Origin of the sequence: Metabacillus sp. YM-086 (assembly GCF_048059995.1) — a bacterium.
Taxonomy (GTDB): Bacteria; Bacillota; Bacilli; order Bacillales; family Bacillaceae; genus Metabacillus; species Metabacillus litoralis_B.
Genome location: NZ_JBLUOI010000075.1, coordinates 1 through 23,537, shown reverse-complemented (window position 1 = coordinate 23,537; position 23,537 = coordinate 1). Strand labels below are relative to the sequence as shown.

The following is a 23,537-nucleotide window of genomic DNA, read 5'->3' as shown; positions in this document are numbered from 1 at the left end:
TGGCAAATGGATTCTGGTCAACTAAAATAACGATTTTCCCTTTTGATAAGGAGAGTCCCACAAAATCAGGGCGATCTGAAAGTTGAAATTCAGGAAAGTTGCTATTTGACGAGCCCAACAACCTTCCTAAAAAAGGGGAATTTGTTAAAAAATCTACATTCAAATGCTTTAACTTCTTCCTTATGATGTCTACTTCATCATGGTCCGATAGAGATTCTAGGTATAAAACTGCAACTTTGCTTTTAGTAAGGTTGCCAACTGTAAAATATTCTAGTTTTAAATCTGAAATTGGTAAGATTCTTCGTACTAACGTAACATTTTGATCTAATTGTTCAGTGAAACTTGATTGCGAAGTATATAGAGTTGATTCTTGTTCAGAGGGCTCTATCCCTCTTCCTATGTCAGAAGGGATTGTCACAATACTAAAATTTTTTATACTCTTATTAGATACTATGACTGATCCTCTAAGTAGTTCACTTTCCGCCACATCTAGAGAAGTTTCCTGTTTCAAACTAACAGTTGGTAACTTCTCGATGGATAAGTCCTCTTGGACTAAAGGTTTCATAATATACGTATTTAGGTCTTCCAAATTAACCAGAGAAGACAAATAAAATATTCTATAAGAAGTTACTTCATGTATCTGAAAGTCACTAACTAATTTGAATTTCCTATATAAGAATTGCTCCAGTTTATTTTCAAACATAGTATTCACCTACTTTCAGAAAGAATTAGCGCTTTATTTCAGCCAATTTTCTATACTCTCCAATAAATACAACCAATGCACCTATGACAAGTATCCCCGTTCCAAGTACAATTATACTTTGAGTTGAATAACTTTCCATTTTGCACCTCCATAAATAACTTGTTATATAATATGAATGTTCTAAGGTATCGGTGTATGGACGTAGTTTATTAAAGACAAAAAGATACCGTATCTTCAAAAAGATGAGTAGTATCTTTATCAAACTCCATAGTTAATTAGGCAAATGCCTGTTACCACCTTCCCAAGTGAACTATGCCTCTATTTAATTTTTTTCGTTTTCACAGGCATCCTATTTACCCTTCTTGCCCAGCCATTTTCATAGGTTAAATCTAACCTTTCATCAATTGTTTCAAAAATCTTATCCGAATTTTTCATCATCAACCTACTATACTCCTATTTCCATGCTCCAATCATCTTAAAAATAACTGCTCTTTTTCCTAGTAATACATGTCCCATTTAATACCTTATTTAGAACTAGATTTGGCCTTGAGGCCAGTGGTTTGAAATCAATCCCTTTGTTTTTATGACTTGGCCACAATTTGAGCATTCCCTTCCGGTATTAATTTTTCAAGTGGATACATTTCATAACCCCTATTCATATCTTCACTTCCCATTGGCTACTTATATTAATTTTACTATCAAACTGATCAATTTTTTTATTTGACGATCTCACCAAACATAGACAAGTCATCATCTGCTAAATTAATGAACTTCCCTTTACCAAAAAACTGATTAATTGTTTCCGTCAATTTCTCTTCCAACTCCTTTTCAATTTGATATCGCATCTTATCGAGATAGTAGCGGAAAGGAAAAACTATTTCCGATATGTTGATTTTTTCACTGGTGTCAATTCTTTCTCTAGCAAATATCAACGGAATATTGAAATATTCATTAAATACCTCAATACACCACATACAGTCATCAAACGTTTCAAATGTCTCAATACTTTCCAACATAACTGCTTCAATTTTTTCCTCTTTTATCATTTCTTCAAAAGTAATTCGAAGATCTGAATCATAGAATATGTCAGTGAATTGTTCCCTACTTTCCTCCACAGTAGTATCTTTATAGATATCTACTATATTAAATCCATTAGTTTTTGCAACTTCGTCAGAGCAATCTCTTTCTTCAATCATTCTCACGATCCCTACTCGTTTATAACTTAACTTTTCAAATCCCATAATAATTCCTCCTTTGGAATACAACATATTGTGAAACAAAGAATTCAATGTAGAAACCAATCTTAATAAAGGAAAATATGTCCTTCCACAATAGAATAGGATTATTATCCTGCTTTTAAATAAGAGGATTGGACATACTGAAGTACCTCAAAAAGACTTTGCTTCTTACCTGTATCGATTCTTTCGTTTGCAAATACTACATTAAACTTTATAAAGGTGAAAAAATGAACAAGGGAATATAGTTGTTCAAAATTAGAGAAGTCCGAAATGCTATTTACAACAATAACATCTACATTATTTTCACTTAGAAGTTCTCTAAAATTTAAAGTAAGTCCAAAATTTCTTCGTACTTCCTTATATTCTTCATTTTCAATTTCAAAAACTGAATAGATATCAATCGAAAACTCCTCTGTCAGATCACTTACATGCCCAAGGTTTCCATTTACATCCACTACTAAAGCCTTCCTATACGGTAGTTTTTTAAAAGCCATAATATCTCCTCCTAATGTCTTCATTATTGTTAAGTTTTTCAATCAAATTCTACTGGGGAAAACTTTGAACAATCATTAACTCTTTAGATTATTTTAATTCCTACTATTAAATCTAAATACTAAATTACCATTATCCTCAGACATTGATGCGTCTAAATTCTCTTTTAAAAAGTAGACTTTTGTTTCCATGAAAAACATAGTCAATACCAAAAATTCTTGAAGGTATTCTTTATTCTTAATATTTTTCTTGCTATCAACTATTATTTCATTAACCTTGTGTTCTTTTAATACTTTACCGAAACTCGCTGCTTGCAAAAATGATGAAAATGCACCTCGATAAACCTCATCGTCTAATGGATCAATTACTAAATCAAAGATTTTAATGTCATTTTCTTTGCAGTATTTCACAGCGGACTTTTCACCTTCTTGAGAAGATGAAATGATAAAAGCCATATTACAATTCATTAAAATCTCTCCCTTTTTTCATATTGATATGCACTGACAAAAAAACCTGCCGATACTAATCTTCTATAAAATGTGGAAATCTTGGTATGATTCCACGGCTTTTTATATTAACGTAGTCAGAATTTACCCTCTGAACTACTTTGCTATCAGGTTTCATAATTACGTACCACAGAACAAGATTAGAATCTTCCTCGTCAAAAACTTCTGCTAGTACGTAAACTAATGAGCCCTGATTATGCCAAACATCTATCCCTGCAATATTCACACCAAAACTTGCAGTTATTTCTCCAATATGGAATTTGTTTTCCTCATTGCTTATCATTAAAACTCCTCCTTTTTCAGAGGGGTGCTACATGATGTGACTCTGATTTTTATCCCCCCATGAAGTATCAATCAATTTTCCTTCTAATGGCTACATACTGCTTTTTCCATATCCGTTTTACAATTCCTAATCTGAAATTTCATAACCCTTATTTCTTAAAATTTCAATGAGACCATATGCCATTTCAACATGATGTTCATGGGCATCTCCGTGCAACTCAAAGTCAAAGTCGTCCTTTTTACCTTCAAAGTAGTCATATTGGTTGATCCATTCCACATTCCTTATAAACTTCTTAATATAGTCCTTGCTTATTTCACAAGTGGTATCACATACTTTTCTTATACTAATTTCACCTTGTCCCCAGTAAATTGACTCATCCGACAACATAAAGAGTTGATTGTCATATTCAAAGAAGTAGTTGTAGATATCCCCAGTTTCCTTACGGTAGATGATTTCTTCATTCTTGAAATCGTTCTTTTCCCAAAGCGAATAAATATACCACCCCATTACTTTGAATTCCTCATCTAAAAGTACATCATTACTATCAGGAAACATCTCTCTTAATTCTTTCGTTTCATCCAATGTGAACATCTAAATCTCCCCCTGTCTTTGATTATCTTCATGGTCACTTTCAAAATTCCTTAAGTAGTCACTTAACCAACTAGCGTCACCCCACCTGATTCTCCATATTGCCAACTTTGATACATCAAATAATTCTTTAAAGTCTTCGTTAAACATAAAGATTAAATCAACCCTATGATCCTTAGTAGTGGTCTTATAAATATTCCCCCACAGAACTTTGGGATCGTTTGTAGTGGTTACTGCAGCGGTATGTAATTCTTGTGATACGCCGTTAACCCATTCGTTCAAATCCCCGCCACAACCTAGTATCACTAAACCTTCAGCACGATTTCCCTTACCATTTGAGGCTAACTCTTTCAAATTTGAAAAACCTAATTCCTTCACTTTCCAGTCCTTCATAACGATTCCCTCCTAAATTTCACAATTATATCTATCTAATTGTGATATCGAAATCACAATATGTAACTTATATTTGTTCAACTTGTGATTATGATATCACCGTATGTCGTGCATGTAAAGCCAAAATGTAATTTTTTAATTTTTTATTTGCACAAGTTGAACGATTGAATTAGAATGTACATAATAAAAGATTAAAAAAGATAAGGGTGATTTTGGTGAGTGATGATTCAAAAATCATGATTGGGATGCGCTTAAAACATTTATTGAAAGAAAATGGATTTGACTATGAGAGAGACAAATTAGTGAAGGAACTCGGTCTTAACCGTTCTACTTTACAAAAATATATAAATGACGTTAGAAGGCCTACATTGGAATCCATCAGAGATATAGCCAAATACTTTAATACATCGGTAGATTACTTGGTAGGGCATTCTGATTATGTTCTTGATACATGGGACCATCAATTTTTAGAGGAATTTTTCAAATATTCTTCAGATAAGATAAAGGACCACTTCGAGCAAAGATATACGATTGATATTTCTGATGAAACCATACCTTCCAAATTACTATTTGGAATTTTGGAGGCAATATTTCAGGACGAATTTGATAAATCCTTAGAGGATCTTTCAATTAAAGAAAGGGAAGAAAGAAAGAAAACTTATAAAATGATAATAATAATTTTCTTTAGAGTGGTAACACTCGCAAAAAATGAAGAGAATAAAGATGAATTAGAAGCGTTATTAAAAAGGCTAACCGAATCAATTAATGGAGAGTTCAGTTTTAGAAATACAATAACTCTCGAAGAAATAGAAGGAAAAACTAATAAGACACGCAAGGAAAAAATTAAGTTATTAAAAAGTTATATAGGGATCAATGTTGCCAATGGCCAGAAAGCACTAAGAATGTTGGAGGAATTAACTGAAGACGATTAAAATTTCAAGGAAAAATATATTTTCAAGTTCAAAATTCAAATAGAAATAGGCTGAATACGGGTGTATTCAGCCTATTATTGTACGGGTAAATTTTCCAGATTAGGTGAAACCACTTTGATTTCAAATTCTTACATCACTTTGTTATTGATCTTTCAGAATTATTGAGTACTTCAAATCATACTTCTTACACAGGTTACTGAATTGCTTGAAATTATCCCAATTTCCCAATTCTTGATTATCATAAAGTAACACTCGGTCAATTGTACTTCTATCAATAAATTGAAGGTATAAGTCTAGTAAGTTAATATCTGCTAATAAAAACATTTTCCTATTTTTATTAGTACTATCTGAATAAACTGCTAGACTCTCCTCAATGTCCTTATACCTTTTCATATTAAAACTAATGCAGATATACATACCCATCCTCTTGTTGTACAGTATACTTCGAATCTAATCATCCACTATAGGTGGAAAAAGATAAAAAAGAAGAGGCATTACTGCACTCTCCTAATAATTCCTTTACGGTATTTTTGCTGACAAGTCCGGCATACTTGCTTATCATTGTATGTTTGTGGGTACTTCTTTGTAAAATCAACTTCAGCCTTACTAATCACCACATTACAATCACACAAGTATATTGAAAAAATTCCCGTTCATTTTGGGACTGATTTGATTGGTAATTATTCTGACTTGTTTGAGGCTGCTGATAAGTATTTGGTTTGTGTGGAAGATACAAGGCACTGAATATAATGATGCACATTTAGTTAAAGAAAGTGCGGAAGCAGCCTTAAAAGAATCGGCTGCTGTCTTCTTTTCATCTATTGTAGACGAACCAAAAGCCTCCTTAACTGTATTCGCTATTCTTAAACTACCTAAAACAACAACTTCATTTGCTATTACTTTGCTCTCTTTGATAACGAAACTCCAGTTACCCGGACCTAACTCATTTAAACGTTCTACAACAAATTCTGAAGGAACATACCTAAAATATAAATATTGTCCATTAACTTTTTTTCCTTTCCGCTCTCTTATTTGATTTTCTTCAAACGGTCTTTTCAAGTGATCAAAGTTCATTTTTTCTCCCCCTAAAAAAGTATAAAGACAAGTAATGAATTGGATATACACCAATTACCACTTGCCCCTGCCTGTCATCTTCATTAATAATTATCTTTAGTGTCAAACCACTCTTAAAAACCTGAATAAATCATATTCTGCAAATAGGTATAGTCCAAAGAAGAATGAAAATGGAATTCCTCCTACTGTAAAAATTCCAACAGTTAAATTAAATATTGGCTCACTACTTCTTGAACCATCATTATATTCAACCAAAAAGAATTGTGACAGTAATCTTCCTAATAAGACACCAAGTATAAGAACTAATATCCATAAGCAACCAACCACAATTCCAGCCGAAGAAAACATGTCAATATCATGTAGTATATTTCCATTAAATTTAAAAATGTCTGTCATAACTTTCTCCTCCAATTCTCTTTTGTTAAACAAATATCTATATGTTTACTTCAACTTCGGAGAAGGGAATCCTTGAAAATTACGCGTTTTATAAAAAAATGGGACCCATCTTCAAGGTATTTGGATAGTAAAGCATTCAAATAAGTCAAATTATGAATTCCTGATATTCAGCCTTTTAAAACGACCTAGACCTCTGTCGGTCAAAAATGATTAAATGTCGTTAATTATCTAATTTATTCTCTTTTATTCGTTTTTAACAATATAAAGTATTATTTTTGTTTACATGGTATGGATTTTTTTCATCTATCAAAATCATTTTTTTCGCCTCGCTGAATTTATTTTTTTCAATTGAATATTTTCCTAAATTTCTTGAAAAATTAATACTAAAAGTCTTTCCTCAATCATTTTTCCCATAAAAGTCAATGCCTTTTATAGCAATAGTTCGCTTTTTGTGTACCCTTGACAATCATAATTGCCTTGACAATGAAACATTATCTTTAAACATTATTCATTAATAATAGTTATAAATGCTATAACCTACTTAAAAAATCCTTTATAAATCACTTGTTAAAGCATTGTATAATACGATTATTGATTAATATCTTTTATAATCATTATTAATTTTCCAGCAAGTTATCTTTTGATAAACGGAAATTTCAGTTTGGTGTTCAAATTGTTTAATTTGCGACATCCTTTTGGCCAAGTACACAGATTAACGATCAAGTATTGTCATCCTTAAGAATCCCAAAACATGAGCGCTGGTCAAAATTTAAATTAAAAAAGACCAGACAGCCTAAGTGCTGAATGGTCTTTTTGTCTTTATCCTTTTGAAAAGGAGTAGCAAAAGAATGTCTGTCTAAAGATATTTTGGAGTGTACCATTAGGAAAATCTAAGGGGAAAAATAATCCTAATACCCTACAGTTCTACTTCCTAAATAAAAATCCTTGAATTTTTTATAAATTGTTTTTCAGAAAAGGTGAAGGATCTGAAAAATGCAAATTGCCCTCCTGTTACTAATTGCAAATTAGAATTCAATAGAACGAACGGCCTTTTGTAATTCCTTTACAGAAGGTGTTACATAAATCCTTGTAGTTTCAATAGAGTTGTGACCAGCCAATGAGGCAATCGTTTCAAGACCAACTCCTTTACTGGCTAATTGTTTGCAAAAGGTATGTCGTAACATGTGGGGTGTAATTTCAATCCCTAACTGTTTGGAATATCGCTTAAGAATATGTTCAACTGCTCTAACAGTTATCTTTTCACTCCTCGTACTTGGAAATAAATAACGTGTGTTTTGAGGATGAAATTCCAGCCATACTTTTACTGATTTTATGGTATTTTCACCTACGGGGACTACACGGTACTTGTCTCCCTTCCCATGGTACACATGTACAACTTTGTTTACACAATCAAAATGATCAATTTCGAGTTTACTTACTTCATCTACTCTAAGACCAGCGTTTACAAGGATACTAATAATTGCCTTATGAAGTGCAACCTTTGCATCATTCTTCCCGTTACCCCTTTCTATTAAATGGAATAATTGGCCAACTTCAGATCTTTCCAGCCATTTAATCTGGTTCTGTCGCTGAAACTTCTTTGTCTTCAATTCCTTGCCAATGTCAGCATTTTGTATTCCTGTTTTAAGGAGAAACGAACTCCATTTTCTAACAGCAACAATTCGTCTATTAATTGTGGCAGTTGATAGCCCACTCTCATTTTTTAAAAAGTTTTCGTAATCCTTACAATCTATTGCGGTTATAAAATTGACAGGTGGAGACTCTCTCTGATATCTATTTTTCAGCCAATTATGAAAATAGTTGATATCCTCCTTGTAACTTTTAATAGTTTTAATACTGTTCCCTTTTGTTTCTAAATAATGCTCAAATAATTGAATGGAGTTGACTACAGAAACTGAAGAATTGTCTTCCAAAAATAAATACCTCCTCTGACTCTTGTTATCCGACGAAAAAACAATAATGATTTTAAATGTTATGCGACGAAATTTTGATGTGTAAGGTAAGTATTTCGTCACATAATTACTGTTAGGCGACGAAAATCTAGGTGGTATTCCTATTGTAGCGTGGACCGTTAAAGAACGCAGCGGGGGAATTGAAGAAAATCAAATGAATATTTAAACACATAATTGGGACGGACTATCATTATCAGCAAGGGAAGAACAGACTTTTGAAGTATACTTATATTAAAGGATCTTTCTGAATTAAATACTAGTACTTATATTCACTTATTAAAAAACAAGAGCCTAAAACATTAAATAATAATATATATAAAGTACTTCTATGAACTTTTTTTCAATCATACTAAATCATATTCATGATGTCCTTTTTCAAAGTCTTTGGTAGAAAAATACTTACTTTTAAAGGACAAGGAAAAGAAAAGAAAGGAGAGTTGATATAATGGAAAATATGAAACAAATAGTTGAAGCAATAAGTGACCTTTTCATTTCTGTTAGATACAAGTATATCATGCAGTTACCCGATGGTGACTACACTTTTTATAACAAGTATAAGAAAAAAAGTCATAAATCCTTAGCAGATTGGCAAATTAAACTTCACTTGCAACATGAGTCCACATATGGAATCTTTTCTTATAAAGAAAACTCAAAGTTTATTTCCTTTGATGTAGATTTTCCAGAAAAAGATACTGCCAAACAAGCAGTTTATGCACTATATGAAGTATTGCAGAATCTTAGGATTCCTAAAGAATTAATTTACACTAGCAACAGCGGTAATAAAGGATACCATGTTGATATATATTTTTCGAACCCAATAGATTATAAATCAATGAAAAAACTTTATGACGTTGTTATAGATAAGACACAGGAACTTTTAGGAAGAAATATTAAACGGAAGATTGAACTTCGTCCGCAGCATAATAAAGGAATGAAGTTACCACTAGGAATTAATCACAAAAATAAGAATAAAAAGACAAATATATGCTGGTACGTTGATGTCTATAACAATTTTATGCCAATAGAGTCTTACGATTATATTCTTGCTATAAAAAAATTAAATAGCAATTTAATCACTGATTTATTAAGCAATATAGAGGAATCGAATGAGGAAAAAAACAGCAAAAATAACAGTGCAAAACGGGATAAGGATAAAGAAGATAATAAAGATACAGATAACGATAAGGAAAAAGATAAAACCAATGAAGATAGTAATTTTCATGACATCGATCTTAGTAATGAAACGTTTGCCACCTGTCGTAAATTATATGAAGAAGGTATGAAACAAAAAGGAACACGAAATGCTTCCTTATGCAAACTTGCAGTGTATCGTAACAGTCTTGGTATTGAAAAAAACATTTGTGAGGAGGAACTTTTTGAATGGATGAAGCGGCAAGACCCAGCGCTATACTCTACTCCCTTATCTACCTGCAGAAAAGAAATTGAAAGGATAGTAAAATCAGCATATAATAACAACATTAGATTATCTGGTGGTGTAAAACAAGTGGAAATTTCTAAGAGTGAAATGCTATCACTCTACCAATACGATAAAAAGTTAAGAGCAGTTATCTTTTCACTCATGGTTCATTCAAAACGCTTTTCAGCAGAGGATAATAATTTCTATATGAGTTATGAGCAATTGAAAAAATCAACAGGGTTATCCCCTAAATCATTGATGAATCATGTTGCTATTTTGGAAAAGAATAATGTCATAAAAGTCACAAGATCTCCCACCATTTTTGATGGTGTGGCTCCAAGAAACTATCCAAACACATATCAGGTTCTACTAAACAAACTCAGCATTCCAAATGATATTATCAAAGAAATGACATTTGAGAATGTTTCAGATTATCGAAAACAATATTTTAACCTGCTAACCTCTATGTTCACAATAGAAGAAATAGGGGACATTAACAATATGTTAGCGAAAGCAACAAACAGTAATGAATAATAAAGTACTTCTATGTAGATTTATCCAGATATATTGCACTATCCCCATTATGTCTTAACTTGATTAATCAATATTTCAAAATATGATATGTTGATTACTTTTAGAAATCAAGGAACTTCTGACATCGGAAGTTCCTTTTTTGTATACTAGTAATACTCTAATTGTTTAAACAAATCAAATCTTGTTCAAATAAAAAGAGCAAACGCTATTGTTCGCTCCCAAGGTTTTTTCTTCTAACAATTCTTGTAATAAATCTTACTTCTGAGTTTTCCTCTTTCCGCTTTTTCTCATTAATAAATCCAGTAAGGATAATGAACCAAATAAAGCCACCAACAAAAAGAAGAAACGGTATATATAATGAAAGAAACAGATTATCCTTTACCCAGAAACTTGCTATTCCTAGTACCAAATATGCAAGTAACTTGGCAATAAACATCGCCATGTAATGCATTATTTCAATCCTTTCAACATCTTTATCCAAATCAAAATAGAAAAAGGTAAATGCTCTATCAAATAGTACTCCACCTAAAAGTACTAGAAACATCGAAAGAATAAAATAATCTGTAGAACTAATATTCAAGTAGAATGTCGCCAAAGGGTAAAACAAGATCGTTACTATAAACGCAAAGAAAAGTTCCATACAAAAGAAAAATAATTTTTGAGAAAATTTATTAATATTGTATAGCACTGTATCACTCCCCTATTGTTCCTTTCACAACTAATTATAACGTACAAACGTTCGAGAAGCAGCGTGAGTGAGATAAAATTAATATATCAGAATCAATTTAAATCATTATAGGTCTAAACTTGGCGCCTTCGTTGATTTTCTTTATAATACTGAGTCAAACAATGTCAAAGTAATTTCAGGTAATATGGCTTCAAATAAAACTGGACCAAAAGGAGGAATAATAAATGAGAGTGCCAAGATTTAAGAATGAACGAACCACTAAATTTGCTTTACTAGTTGGAAAAGCAGTTACTGCGGGAATTTTAACAATGTTGACCTATCCATTTATATTAATATTGGCCGAGAGCGATTTGACAAAAGAATCTTTAGTACTGTTTGTTTTGGGAACGATCGTAGGGGTTCTTTCTGCAAGGATAGTACTTAAAGGAAAAGTCAGCAAAAAAATGATTAAAATGATTTTTGTCCTTACTTCATTTTCAATATTGCTCATAATAAGCCTATTAGATATGGGAGACAAATCACTAGTTTCAGTCTTAGGTATAATAATGGGTATCCTTACCTATACAAGTGTAAAATATCACTTCGCCGATTTGGAACAAGAGATAAAGACATATTATGAAGAGAAAGACCCTAAAAGGTATGTTTTGTTTAACATAGAAGCATGATTATTTATATAGAAAAGAAGGCTTGTTCGCCTTCTAATTTCTCTAAAAGTTCATTAATTTGAACTTTTTTCTATTTCCACTTGCTCTAAAATATATCTATACTCCTGTAAGTCACAGAAAAACTCACAGTAGTCAAATTCTATAAACACCGGGAAATTCTGCACGGATGTTGTAATAGTTACTTTCACCTTCTGGTCTTTATCCAGTGCTAAACTAATTATTTCATCCAGTGTTTCAGCATAGAAATCGATGCGAACTAATTCATATTCCCGATAAGTCAGTACAGTTGCATCAACTTCTCCAGTTTCATCAATAAATTCAATTATAACAACATCCTCATGCTTTGTAATTTGGATTCCCTTTGCTGCATTAAACATTTGATTTACCTTGATTAAATTTTCAACACTCATATTAATCATTCAAATCCCTCCCTTCTCTTCCATACTTCGACACTAAAACAAGACTTTCTCTTTTTTTGACAAAAATATCTTATAATATCTTTAAAAGTCAGCAAAAAAACAAGGATTTACTCCTTGTTTCGATAGTTTTCCGGATCAAGTTTTTGTACTAATTCTTGGCACCTAAAGACTTCATCTTCATCTAATATATATTCATTTAATATGGCATCAAGATTTTGAGTCATTTCTTTAAACGTGTGATAGACCTTATTAAAACAGATAATATTATAAGGACCCATATCCATATCCGCCTTTTTCTTCTTTGAAATCTTATGCTCTTTTCGAAATATATAGATGAAATATAAATATTTTGCTTCTTCTTGAACCACTGTTCCTGCAAGACGTATTCTCTCAAACCTAGTAAACAATATATTATTTCCTTCATGTTGAAATTCGACAAATTGAGTATCCATTCCTTCCACTTTAAAATGCCCCTTTTTCAAGAGTATCTCCTCCGTTATCCTAAGTTTTAATTTCACATGTATACAGTTGAATATGAACAAGCATTCCCCTTTAAAACAAATATAAAAAGAGCAGAAATTATATTTATCTACTCTTTTTAAAAGACTATTAATAAACTGTTTATTATAATGATGTTAGGTTTAATTGCCGGAAACACTTGAGACAAAGAAGGAGAAAAAGTGGAAATTAAAACTAAGTATGTCAGTCCTATTTTTTCAATAAGAAAAGACCAAATAGCAATACAACTATCTGGCCTTAAGTGTATAATTATTCCAAATAAAAGGGCGTATACACAAGAAAGAGTTCTAAGACATTTCAAGGAATACTAACCATCAGGAATCTACGAGAAATCTTTATTCCTGATACTTTTTAATTCATTATTAAGTGGCAATTCCCTTCTACTCGATTACATTTTTTAAAAAATCTTCTTAGTGCCTTAGCAAGAAGTTTGGCACTTTCTGTTCCATAAATGTATAGAAATAAAAAAGACAGTAGGATATTTCCTACTGTTATTCTCCACTTGCATCTTGGTGGAGCGGGTCTTCACTTTGATATTCTAATTCCTGTACAAGCATACAAATCTTAAAAATTTTCTCACTCTCCAAGATATATTCACTTAATATCGGTTCAATGACTAACATTAAACGGTGATAATCGAAGAATGTTTGTTGGTGACACAAAACGTTGAATTTCCCAACATGTGCTGTATTTTTACCGATAAAATTCTTCTCCGTGCGGGTGATATATAAGAAATACATATAGTCTTTATCCGAGTGTGAGACCCAACTAAAGCGGGGATGCCTACCTATCGTAATAACATAATCATTATGAAAGGCTTTTACATAATCCGGTCTTTTCTTCTTGTCTTTTCCTTTTATCATTTGTTTATCCTCCCTATTCCTCAGTAAAATATTTACATATATCTTATTAAACGATCGTATGTTCTTTCCTTGTTTTTTATCAAAATAAAAGTTATCAAATGGTTCATGGCCTTTAAAAAATAAAAGAGACGGATTTTTCCGTCTCATAGTGCTGCCACATACGATAATCCTTATATTATTTCGGACTTTTCACTCATTCCTTTATACTGGGATAAGTAATTCTCCTGCAAATGTCTGGAATTTCGAATTAATTAAAGCCCTAGTAACTGTTCAATACTAGGGCCATGTATTAGTATTAAGGGTGAAAATAATCAGTATATCTGACCGAGCCTCTGGCTATGTTTTCTGCCCTGCTGAAAAATCAAGTTTGTCCTTTTCCATTTCTTCAACTTTATTTCCATGTTCCTCTTCACCTATGGTGGTATCCCGTATAACATTCACATCAGTTTCTTTATCACCTGTGTTAATGATAATTGTGCCGGAATCACTATTTTCAATGTTAAGTGTATTATTATCTCCATTAACGTTTATTATCTGTACTTTATCCTCCTGTTTATTTGGTTCATCAACAGGAACAAGAGGTAGTAGAATTGTCATTAATACTGATATTTTAGTTAGAATATCCCAAATGTATTTTGTATCAACCACATGGAAGACTGTAACAATATGCATACAATATGAAATAATCGCTTGAAATACTTCTTTGATTTCCTTCTCATTTATACTCTCTTCATCAGAAACTGATGAACTACTGTCTATTTCGTTATATACCTCTTGTAATTCTTCAACCATTTCTGAAAAAGTATATGAGTTAATACCTAAATCTGAAATCTTCTTAAAAAGTTCACTCCATCTATCTTGGTGCTTTTGTAATATCTCAAAAGTGGAATTATTCATGACTTGAGTTATGCTATTTTGATAATTATCTAATCCAAGATTACTTATTACACTAGTGATCCCCTGATACTTTTCTAATCCCGTAAATGCTGAGGATTTAAAAATCCCATTTATAGTACTTTGATGTTTAACTAAATTATCAAATGCTGGACTATGCATTACACTTGCAATACTCTGGTACTTTTCCAATCCAATTGCAACAGAATTCCCTATTAATCTATTCCAAGTATCTTGTTGCGTTTGTAATTCCCTAAATGCCGAATTATTCATAATGGAGGCCCCTTGATTACGATTAAATTCCACTGTCGCTGAATTACCTATTAATCTATTTATATTATCCTGTTGTCTTTGCATTGCTTCAATTGCAGGATTTCTAATAACCTTATTTATCATGTCTTGCTGTTTTTGAAATATCCTAAAAGCAGAAAGATACTCATGATCCATTAAGTGCTCTCCTCCAAAATAAACTTAATAAATTTGTTGTTCTGTTAAGAAAAAAATCAGGGCAAGCAGTAAGTACCACCTTCCCTGATTTTTCAAATAACTGTCTATGCATCGATTGGCCAATCTTTATATTGTTGTTCAGCCTGTTCCATAAATCGGTTAGTTAGAAACTGCAATTGTTGGCCATTAACTTTTTCTTTTATTAGAACCATTTTCACAGCAAGTTTAACCTTAGAATATACATCTTGACGGTGAGGGCTAGTCCAATCAACGTCTAATTTCTTTTTTAGTTCCTTAACAACTTTATGAATTAAGTTGGCAAGGAACTCGTTTGAAAAAGCACCTTCTCCTAATGAAGAAATGGCTTTGTAAAATTCAACCTCTTCTTCAGAAAGCCCTAAATCCTGACGTCGTCGAATTTCCTCTTCCATTTCTTTTCGCATTTTTATCATCATTCTAACGACATCTGCTGCTTGAATAACACGATTATGGTAATCTGTCAGCGTTTTCTCCAATAACTCTTGCATTGTTTTAGATTGAGGACTATTTTGCTTAAATGTAACTTTAATTTTATCCTCAAGCAGTTTTTTTAAAAGTTTTAATCGTAGATCCTCGTGCTCTTTCTTTGTTAAATCGGCTAAGAACTTTTCATCAAGGATACTAATATCTTGTCGTTCAATTCCTGCCACTTTAAAGACGTCCACAGTCTCTTTCGCAAGTAAATTTTGGTCTAGTAATGCCGATAATTGTTCCTCTAAGGTTTTATTTCCTCCTGCAGTTCCACCCGGAGGACGTAGATGTTTTCTTAACTGTGCTTTTAACATTAAGTAAAGAGTTACTTCATCTGCTAGTACCATTACTTCTGGTTGGCTTTTAACAAGTTGATATGATTTTTCTAATTTTGTTGCATATTGTATATAATCCTCTGTATCAGTGTTTAATAGAATATTTACAATGTCTGCTATAAAGTCTTCTCTATCAATCTGTCCTTTTTGTCTCCAACCGTCTATTTTTATATTGGAAGGTATATAGTTTCTAACTGATTCTAAATTCTCATTAAAAATCCGAATTGCTTCAGCAACATCATAAGCGGGATTACCTGTGCCTCCACCATTAGTATATTTATGTGTTGCCTCTTTAAGTGAAGTAGCAATCCCTATATAATCTACAACCACTCCACCTTCTTTACCGGGGAACACGCGGTTAACCCTAGCAATAGCCTGCATTAGATTGTGCCCCTTCATAGGCTTATCAACATACAAGTAAGACAGTGGCTGAGCATCCATTCCAGTCAACCACATATCAACAACAATAACAAACTTAAGTGGGTCTTCTGGATTACGTAGTTTAGCCTTAACATCTTCTTGTTCTTTCTTAGACTTAATATGGGAATACTCGCTTCCTTCTTGAATTTCTCTCCATTCCCGTGGGTCTTTCGAGACATCACCTGTCATGATAACTTCCGTCTTAGGACAACCTTCTACTTCTTTTAAACAATCGTATAGGTCAGCAGCAATTTGACGACTCATACATACGATCATTGCTTTTTGAAAAGGATTGGCCAATGAATTAAAATGTGATACGATATCGTTTGCAAGCCGTTTGAGCCGTTTTGGAGTTCCCACAACTTTTTCTAAAGCGGCCCATTTTCTTTTATATCCCTCAGTGTCGTCATTTTCACCATTATCTACAAATATATCTTCGAATTGACCATCAATATCTTCAGCAGTCAAATCTAAAGGAATTAATCGACTTTCATAATAAATTGGTAATGTTGCCTTATCAGCAACAGCCTGAGCCATGTCGTAACGGTGAATGGTGTGACCAAATATTTCTTCTGTATTATTCCCAACAAAATCAACTGGTGTTCCCGTAAACCCGATATGAGAGGCATTAGGAAGAGCAAAACGTAATTGTGCTGCATAACCACCCTCAAACCCTGCTTGTGTACGGTGTGCTTCGTCTGCTATCACTACAATGTTTCTTCTTTCGGAGAGCACAGGGTGTTTTGTCTCTTCTCCTTTCAAACGAAACTTTTCAATTGTAGAAAAGACAACGGGTGTTGCTTCCCCTCTAAGGATTGTTCTTAATTTCTCAGTACTACTTGCCCTTTCAACCTTACCGATTAAAGATTCTCCCTCAACGAAGGTATCATACAGTTGCTCGTCTAAATCATTTCTATCCACTTGGATTACAATGGAAGGGTTATTTAGTTCAGTGTGTCTGCTTAAAATACCAGCAAAGAAAAGCATACTAAGTGATTTACCTGATCCAGTAGTATGATACATTACACCAATTTTACGGTCTCCATCAGGTTTGGTTGCACGAACGGTTTCTTTAACAGCGAAATTCACCCCAAAAAATTGGTGGTATTTAGCCCCTATTTTCTTAGTTCTATCCCCTGCCTTAAGGAAGACTATAAAGTTACGAATATAGTTGAGCAATCGATCTTTTGGAAAAAGACCTTCAATTAATGTACGCATAGTATTAGCCCGATTATTGTCTACATTTCGACCATCAATTGATTTCCAAGATGCAAAGAAATCATAATCAGCAAACGGCATTCCATGCTTTGTCTCTACATTATCCGATACGACTGTGAAAGTATTGTAATTGAACAGTTGAGAAATATCATAAGTGTAGTTTTGAATTTGTGTATAAGCGTCCTTAACCGTTGCTTGTTCACTATTAGGGTTTTTTAACTCAAAAATAATTAGTGGAAGACCGTTTATATATATAACTATATCTGGTCTACGGGACATTCTTCCATCAACAGAAAGTTGGTTTACTACTAGAAAGTCATTGTTATCAGGGTTTCCCCAATCAATTGGGAAAACATGTGGAGTAAATGTCTGTCCATTCCATTCATAATTAAACTCTATTCCCTTTACTAACATTTGATGAAATTCTTGATTTCGCTGTATTAAATTGACACCATCGGGTGAAGTAAATATGTTTATTAATCGTCGTACCTCTTGCTCTGGAATAGTAGGATAAGCCTTCCTTAAGAAGGCTTGTAACCTATTGAATAAAATTACTTCCTGTAATTGCTCACGTTCTCCACGCTGGAACAGTTCTTGTGCATGAAGATATTCATAGCCAATTCTTTTCAATCTTTCTATCGTAGTTTCTTCAAATGCTGATTCACCTAGAGGTCTGGACATGGTGGAACACCTCCACATACATAAGTTAAATTAATTCTTCGATTTCACTTTTTATTCTTAGAAGATCAACTTCTCAAGACATTAGTCGCGGGAGAAGGTAGTCTCGTAACTCGGTTAACATTTCAATCTCAAGAATATTACTTTCTATTTGTTTAAATATTGTTTCACTCTCATTGATATATGTCTGAATTCTTGCCGGTTTTAAAATAGGCAGCATTTTAAAGTTCGTTTTACTTACTTCTTTGAAAGTACTACCGTTAGCAATTGAATTTATTCTATCCATGTTTGTCCTTAGCCAAAAATATAATTGATATAATGTAAAACTATCATTCGGTATTAGAGTAATAAAACCCTGATTAGTTGATGAGGTATTTCTATTTATGGATATTTCTCCAATAGTTGCTCTACTAGTCATCATAATACTGTAGGGCTTAAATAATTTGGCAGAACTTTTTTCAAGCCCTAGTTGTGTTATTTTTTTCGCAGAATTTGTAACAAATAATGACTTCTGGGATGTTAAATCTGTTGGTGAAAACCAGTTAATATCTCCATCTTCCCAAAATTCATTAGTACTTGTCTTTGGTGTTCCACCACCTAAAATTTCTACAGCATTTCCGATATTAATTACACCCCAGTCTGAGGGTATTAATCCTAATTCTGATTCCTTAAAATCTTCATCTTTGTATGGTTCAAAATCAAAAAACCAATGTTTATAAAGTGTCTCGGCCATTTCTTCAAGTGTCTTATTCATGACTTGATTTAAGTCGATTTTGTCCTGTATACTTCTTAAAATATCTGAAACTTTTTTCTGCTTCTTGATTGAAGGAAGTGAAAATTGATATGACTCAATCCTATCCGGTGATGTATGCAAAATTTTCGTCCCACTTGCACTTGAAAATAAGTGGCGATTAAAATCAGAACTTAAAAATAACCAGTATAGGAAATCTTCATCTACTAGGGATTCATCCATAATTTCTACCTTCCCTAGCCTTTGGTTATGCAAATATGTTTCAGAATCACTAGGGACCTTTGCAGGAACTCCTAATATTTCCCCCCCTGAAGTCTGACAGGTCATTATTAGAAGTATATCATTTGGTTTCAACTCATATTGAATAGGGTATTCTCCAACATATCGTTTTATTTTAGTGCTCTCGAATCTAAACCCACCATCATATTTAAAGTTTCCTATGTTCACTAATATAGGATTATCAATATCTTCTTCGCTAAAAAACTTACTTTTAAAAGCCCAGCCGTGCCGGACTTTGATAAGGTCTCCTAATCTTACATTGTTAGTTTTCAAAACAAGCCCTCCAAGTTCTTTCTAATTTTTTCTTGAAGGCGGCTAGATTCTTCAAATTGTTGATACAAAAGATTAGATAATTGCTCCATCTTCTCTTCGAAAGGCAATTCATCTTCTTCAATGTCTTCAGTACCAACATAAATTCCTGAGGTTAGTTTATAACCGTTTTGTTTAACTTCTTCAGTAGATACGACTTTACAAAACCCAGCAATATTATCATACCTTTTAGTATCTTTATTTTTATAGGAATAATAAACACCTGAAATTTTATCAATTTCTTCTTGAGATAGAGCCCTTTGTTTTCTACTTACTAGAGAACCCATTTTACGCGCGTCTATAAATAGTATTTCATTTTTTCTCTCTCTAAAACTACTCTTTCCGTCACGATTTTTACTTAAAAAGAACAGACAACAAGGAATCCCAGTGGTAAAGAAAAGTTTCTCTGGCAATTGGACAATACAATCTACATGCCCGTTTTCTATTAGGCGTTCTCGAACTTCTTTTTCTTCTTTTACATTAGTAGTCATTGCACCGTTTGCCATTACAAACCCAGCGGTTCCATTATCATTAAGATGGTGCAAGAAGTGTTGCATCCACATGTAGTTAGCATTGCTATTTGTAACTGGACCAACTAAGCGTGGGTCATTCTTCGCCACACGATCTGCCCCCCAGTCCTTTTGGTTAAAAGGTGGATTAGCAATTACAAAATCTGCTTTCAATTCTGGAAACTGGTCATTTAATAAAGAATCACCTAACCGAATCTCTGCATTTATTCCATGAAGTAGTACGTTCATTTTTCCCAATCGAACAGTTGTCGTCACATTTTCTTGCCCATAGAAAGATAGAGCATTCTTGCGTGGTGAATACTCTTCACTCTGTATAAACATCCCGCCACTACCACATGCCGGATCAAAGACTTTTCCACTTATCGGTTCAAGCATTGCCACAAGTAGTTTTACTATGCTTGATGGGGTAAAGAACTCTCCACCACGATTCCCTTCAGAAGAAGCGAAAGAGCCTATAAAGTATTCATAAGTACGACCTAATACATCTACACTTTCACTTGCCCTAGCACTGAAAATTTCACGAGAAAATATTTCTATCAACCCTGCAATGTTTTCAGCAGGAAGGTTAGAACCCTGAAAAGTTCTTGGTAGCATACCTTCTAATTCTGGATTTTCTTCCTCAATTCGTTTCATTGCATGATCTAATATTTCTTTAATATTCGGTTGTTTTGCATTAGACATTATATAAGACCATTGCGCATCCTCTGGAACAACGAATACATTCTCTGCTTTATATTGGTCATGGTCTTCAACAATAACCATTTGTGTTTCTTTATCCTCTGTAAACCAGTCACTATTTGGGTCTTTAACCATTTGTTCTAGTTGACTACGGCGTTGCTCATATTTATTAGATAAATACCTAAGAAAAATTAGTGGTAAAACATAGTGTTTATAATCAGCCGGTGCTACACTTCCTCGCATTTTGTTGGCTGCCTCGAACAAATCCTTTTGGAAATCTATATCTGCTTGTACTTTCATAACTTTTCCTCCTGAACTAAGACACGGAACTTCTATCTAATTACCTATTTTATCATATATTTTTAAAATCCATTTAAAGGAATCAATATCTAGCAAATAGTTCTGCGAAAAAGAATATAGCCATTGAGGCTCTGCTTCAATGGCTATATTCTATATAAATTTCATTTACTCTATCTTTTGTATATTACTTCGAATTCTTTGTATTCTTAGTGCAGCGGGGGAGACTCCGCCAATTTTGCTATATATATGGTCTTCGATATTTCCTAAAGGGGAATTAGTGATTTTATCTCCTAATACAGCCTTTAAAATTAGCCCTATGAAAGAAGTTGAAAATGGAGGAACAACCCCTCCTGTTGGGAGTAACGCTAACTCTAAACCAAGTCCTAATATATCAACATTTTGGGAAATAAAAGGGCCCTTCGACTTATGCCATTTACGCACATCATTATTAACAATCTCCACCTGTTGCATTAAACTTTCCACAGAACCATCAGATTTGTTAATTAAACCTGTTATTATCTGTCTTAACTTTTTCACTTCATAGTCGTCAATTACCTCTAAATAATCAAGGATTGGAACACTTTCTGGACGAATTATTTTTAAATTGCTTAATACACTTCCCATTTCGTTAATTTTAGGAACTAATAAATTACTTTCTGGTCCAGCATGTAATCGGGAAACCAAATTTAAAATTTGCTCATTATGAACTATGCTAGGATAAAAAACTGCCCCAAGTGCTCTTGCAATAGATAATTGCATACTATAAACATGTGATTCTATTAAAATTGTATCTGAAATTTCCTTTGGTAATTTATTTCCTAAATACGTAACAAGTGACTCTATTACTCCACCAGCAGTGATATTTCCAGCAGCGATATGCCCTTTTTCCATAAACCACGCTTCTCCTGAATCTGCAACCTGTATATGAGTTTCTGTTGTTTCCGTTAAAGCGGTTGTTAAGAGGAATTCGTTTGGTGCATTTTCCAACAAGTTATTATTCATTAAGCAAACGTTGTGGCTAATTTCTGCTGCAACCTGTGGATTTTCCCTAAATATTTTCCAAAATGGAAATTGCTTTGCTAAGGTAAGTATTGTCAATCCATCTAGTTGACGAGGCAAAATTACATTAATGTTACTGTCTTCTAAAAACATCCTAACAGTTGGGGATTTATAATGATGTAAAGGTGCCATAAAGATAGGTATAATCCTACCTCTTCTAGCCAATTCCATGATTACCTCTGTTGATATAGGGCGGATATTAGGATTGTAGCCGTCCATATCTTGCGAAATAGGGTAATACACTTTTGAATACAAAGTTAATAGGGTAGTTAGTTGTTCCTCTGAAATAAATGAATCAACAAATACTGTTCCTTTTTTAGATAACTTATTATCAATAATTGATTTATATTTAATTTCACCATTGATAATTTCACCTAATTGATCGCTAAAACGTTCTTCATCAAGTTTGGCAATATTTCTTATATGATTATCCTCATAATCAAGACTGTTAAAGCGGTTTGATTGAAGAAAAACATTTTTTCTTTTGACTTTATGGGAGTCTAGCATCTCATTATCGAATTCATAAACTGATATGGTTACATCAGAATGAAATACGTCATTTAATACTTTTTGGGTCTTTTCAAGCATCTGTATATCCGCTTTAAGGTTAAAATCTGCAACAAATACATCTATTACTCCACCTTTTACGGTTTGGGAATCGAAATAAACTACATTTGGAACACAACTTTTAACTAAAAACTCTATATCCGAATGAGTTAATGAGGAAATATGTGCATTTTTTATTTCATTTGGTAATTCATATAATCCCCTATCTTGAAAAGGTGATTTTGAAAAAGGTTCAACTAAAACCCTTGTTCCTAATGGTCTGTTCTTCTCAACAATTTCTTTAGTCAAATCAAGGATCTCTTTGGTGGCTTGTCCCTCTTCATTACCTACAAATAGAGAAATAGTTCCTACACCACTCTCGATTGAATTAATTTTTTCTATTCCCGGCACTCGAAATATTACTGCCCTTTCGATTCTATAACGGTCTAGACTCATGATTTTCCTCCTAACCCTAGCGGCCTATATGCTGTACATGATAATATACTTCATTCCTTGTGCTAGTGAGAAAACAGCAGCGAGTCTTCCCCCTGCTGTTTTACCATGATATAAATAAATTCTAACTTAATTTATTTTTTGCCTTTGAATCAAGTTTGTCTTTTATACTTACTATATTGTCTTTATATACGCTTGTCTGAGTTTTTAAATATCCCTCTTCCAAACCTAGTAACTCTTCTACTTCTTCACGGTACAGGCTTAGTCCATAATTATCGGATAATTTATACATGAATTCATCACCAGTAATATAATTATTTTCAATTAGCAATTCAACTGCCTGTTTCATTGATACTGGGTCTCTCATGTCTTTAATATCATCAAGCGGCTCTTTTGTTCTCCAACCTTTTTGGCTAATAGAACGTTGCATATATTGGTATGTTCCAT

Annotated in this window: 22 protein-coding genes and 1 pseudogene; 3 read left to right on the top strand and 20 right to left on the bottom strand. The window is 33.0% G+C overall.

Annotated features, from left to right (window positions below; all coding sequences use genetic code 11):
- The 7 genes from ACEWK1_RS22695 to ACEWK1_RS22665 form a co-directional block, all read right to left on the bottom strand.
- Positions 1-703 (bottom strand): spore germination protein (locus ACEWK1_RS22695; protein WP_416636690.1); only part of this gene is annotated, 703 nt, incomplete at its 3' end.
- A gap of 716 nt (positions 704-1,419) precedes the next feature.
- The gene (locus tag ACEWK1_RS22690; RefSeq protein WP_416636689.1) at positions 1,420-1,944 is read right to left on the bottom strand and encodes a hypothetical protein; all 525 of its coding nucleotides are present in this window, start codon (positions 1,942-1,944) and stop codon (positions 1,420-1,422) included.
- A 104-nt stretch (positions 1,945-2,048) separates the two neighbouring features.
- Positions 2,049-2,435 carry a hypothetical protein gene (locus tag ACEWK1_RS22685; protein ID WP_416636688.1) on the bottom strand — a complete coding sequence of 129 codons (387 nt, stop codon included), beginning with the start codon at positions 2,433-2,435 and terminating at the stop codon, positions 2,049-2,051.
- 93 nt (positions 2,436-2,528) lie between these two features.
- Positions 2,529-2,900 carry a hypothetical protein gene (locus ACEWK1_RS22680; protein ID WP_416636687.1) on the bottom strand — a complete coding sequence of 124 codons (372 nt, stop codon included), beginning with the start codon at positions 2,898-2,900 and terminating at the stop codon, positions 2,529-2,531.
- Positions 2,901-2,955: 55 nt separating this feature from the next.
- Positions 2,956-3,222: a hypothetical protein gene (locus tag ACEWK1_RS22675; protein WP_416636686.1), complete on the bottom strand. Its 267-nt coding sequence runs from the start codon at positions 3,220-3,222 to the stop codon at positions 2,956-2,958.
- A gap of 126 nt (positions 3,223-3,348) precedes the next feature.
- The gene (locus ACEWK1_RS22670; RefSeq protein WP_416636685.1) at positions 3,349-3,813 is read right to left on the bottom strand and encodes a hypothetical protein; all 465 of its coding nucleotides are present in this window, start codon (positions 3,811-3,813) and stop codon (positions 3,349-3,351) included.
- Positions 3,814-4,203, bottom strand: a complete 390-nt coding sequence (locus ACEWK1_RS22665) for a hypothetical protein (protein ID WP_416636684.1) — start codon at positions 4,201-4,203, stop codon at positions 3,814-3,816. It abuts the gene before it with no gap.
- A 215-nt stretch (positions 4,204-4,418) separates the two neighbouring features.
- On the opposite strand from ACEWK1_RS22665, the gene ACEWK1_RS22660 reads away from it, so the two are divergent.
- Positions 4,419-5,135 (top strand): helix-turn-helix domain-containing protein, encoded by a 717-nt coding sequence (locus tag ACEWK1_RS22660; protein ID WP_416636683.1) that lies wholly within the window; start codon positions 4,419-4,421, stop codon positions 5,133-5,135.
- A 624-nt stretch (positions 5,136-5,759) separates the two neighbouring features.
- Here the strand turns inward: ACEWK1_RS22660 and ACEWK1_RS22655 are convergent.
- The 3 genes from ACEWK1_RS22655 to ACEWK1_RS22645 form a co-directional block, all read right to left on the bottom strand.
- Entirely contained in the window at positions 5,760-6,209 is a 450-nt protein-coding gene (locus ACEWK1_RS22655) for a hypothetical protein (protein ID WP_416636682.1), read from the bottom strand.
- Between the two features lie 102 nt (positions 6,210-6,311).
- Positions 6,312-6,605, bottom strand: coding sequence for a hypothetical protein (locus ACEWK1_RS22650; RefSeq protein WP_416636681.1), 294 nt, complete (start codon positions 6,603-6,605; stop codon positions 6,312-6,314).
- 1,025 nt (positions 6,606-7,630) lie between these two features.
- Positions 7,631-8,539 carry a tyrosine-type recombinase/integrase gene (locus tag ACEWK1_RS22645; RefSeq protein ID WP_416636680.1) on the bottom strand — a complete coding sequence of 303 codons (909 nt, stop codon included), beginning with the start codon at positions 8,537-8,539 and terminating at the stop codon, positions 7,631-7,633.
- A gap of 484 nt (positions 8,540-9,023) precedes the next feature.
- Here ACEWK1_RS22645 and ACEWK1_RS22640 point away from each other — a divergent pair, with 484 nt between their 5' ends.
- Positions 9,024-10,529 (top strand): TOTE conflict system archaeo-eukaryotic primase domain-containing protein, encoded by a 1,506-nt coding sequence (locus ACEWK1_RS22640; RefSeq protein WP_416636679.1) that lies wholly within the window; start codon positions 9,024-9,026, stop codon positions 10,527-10,529.
- 205 nt (positions 10,530-10,734) lie between these two features.
- On the opposite strand, the gene ACEWK1_RS22635 is transcribed toward ACEWK1_RS22640, so the two are convergent.
- Positions 10,735-11,217 carry a hypothetical protein gene (locus tag ACEWK1_RS22635; protein ID WP_416636678.1) on the bottom strand — a complete coding sequence of 161 codons (483 nt, stop codon included), beginning with the start codon at positions 11,215-11,217 and terminating at the stop codon, positions 10,735-10,737.
- Between the two features lie 224 nt (positions 11,218-11,441).
- Between ACEWK1_RS22635 and ACEWK1_RS22630 the strand changes: the two genes are divergently transcribed.
- Positions 11,442-11,882: a hypothetical protein gene (locus ACEWK1_RS22630; RefSeq protein ID WP_416636677.1), complete on the top strand. Its 441-nt coding sequence runs from the start codon at positions 11,442-11,444 to the stop codon at positions 11,880-11,882.
- 53 nt (positions 11,883-11,935) lie between these two features.
- Here ACEWK1_RS22630 and ACEWK1_RS22625 read toward each other — a convergent pair whose 3' ends face one another.
- The 9 genes and pseudogenes from ACEWK1_RS22625 to ACEWK1_RS22585 all read right to left on the bottom strand — a co-directional run.
- Positions 11,936-12,301, bottom strand: coding sequence for a hypothetical protein (locus ACEWK1_RS22625; RefSeq protein ID WP_416636676.1), 366 nt, complete (start codon positions 12,299-12,301; stop codon positions 11,936-11,938).
- A 107-nt stretch (positions 12,302-12,408) separates the two neighbouring features.
- The gene (locus ACEWK1_RS22620; RefSeq protein WP_416636675.1) at positions 12,409-12,783 is read right to left on the bottom strand and encodes a hypothetical protein; all 375 of its coding nucleotides are present in this window, start codon (positions 12,781-12,783) and stop codon (positions 12,409-12,411) included.
- 528 nt (positions 12,784-13,311) lie between these two features.
- Complete coding sequence (locus tag ACEWK1_RS22615) at positions 13,312-13,683, bottom strand: hypothetical protein (RefSeq protein ID WP_416636674.1); 372 nt, start codon at positions 13,681-13,683, stop codon at positions 13,312-13,314.
- Between the two features lie 336 nt (positions 13,684-14,019).
- A complete protein-coding gene (locus ACEWK1_RS22610; protein WP_416636673.1) occupies positions 14,020-15,024 on the bottom strand; it encodes a hypothetical protein in 1,005 nt (334 codons plus the stop codon).
- Between the two features lie 104 nt (positions 15,025-15,128).
- A complete protein-coding gene (locus ACEWK1_RS22605) occupies positions 15,129-18,188 on the bottom strand; it encodes a type I restriction endonuclease subunit R (RefSeq protein ID WP_416636672.1) in 3,060 nt (1,019 codons plus the stop codon).
- A 73-nt stretch (positions 18,189-18,261) separates the two neighbouring features.
- Positions 18,262-19,488 (bottom strand): restriction endonuclease subunit S, encoded by a 1,227-nt coding sequence (locus ACEWK1_RS22600; protein ID WP_416636671.1) that lies wholly within the window; start codon positions 19,486-19,488, stop codon positions 18,262-18,264.
- Positions 19,485-21,032, bottom strand: a complete 1,548-nt coding sequence (locus ACEWK1_RS22595; RefSeq protein WP_416636670.1) for an N-6 DNA methylase — start codon at positions 21,030-21,032, stop codon at positions 19,485-19,487. The genes ACEWK1_RS22600 and ACEWK1_RS22595 overlap by 4 nt, the downstream gene beginning before the upstream one ends.
- A 165-nt stretch (positions 21,033-21,197) precedes the next feature.
- Complete coding sequence (locus ACEWK1_RS22590; protein WP_416636669.1) at positions 21,198-23,093, bottom strand: hypothetical protein; 1,896 nt, start codon at positions 23,091-23,093, stop codon at positions 21,198-21,200.
- Between the two features lie 121 nt (positions 23,094-23,214).
- Positions 23,215-23,537, bottom strand: a pseudogene (locus ACEWK1_RS22585) (hypothetical protein); the annotation flags it as partial.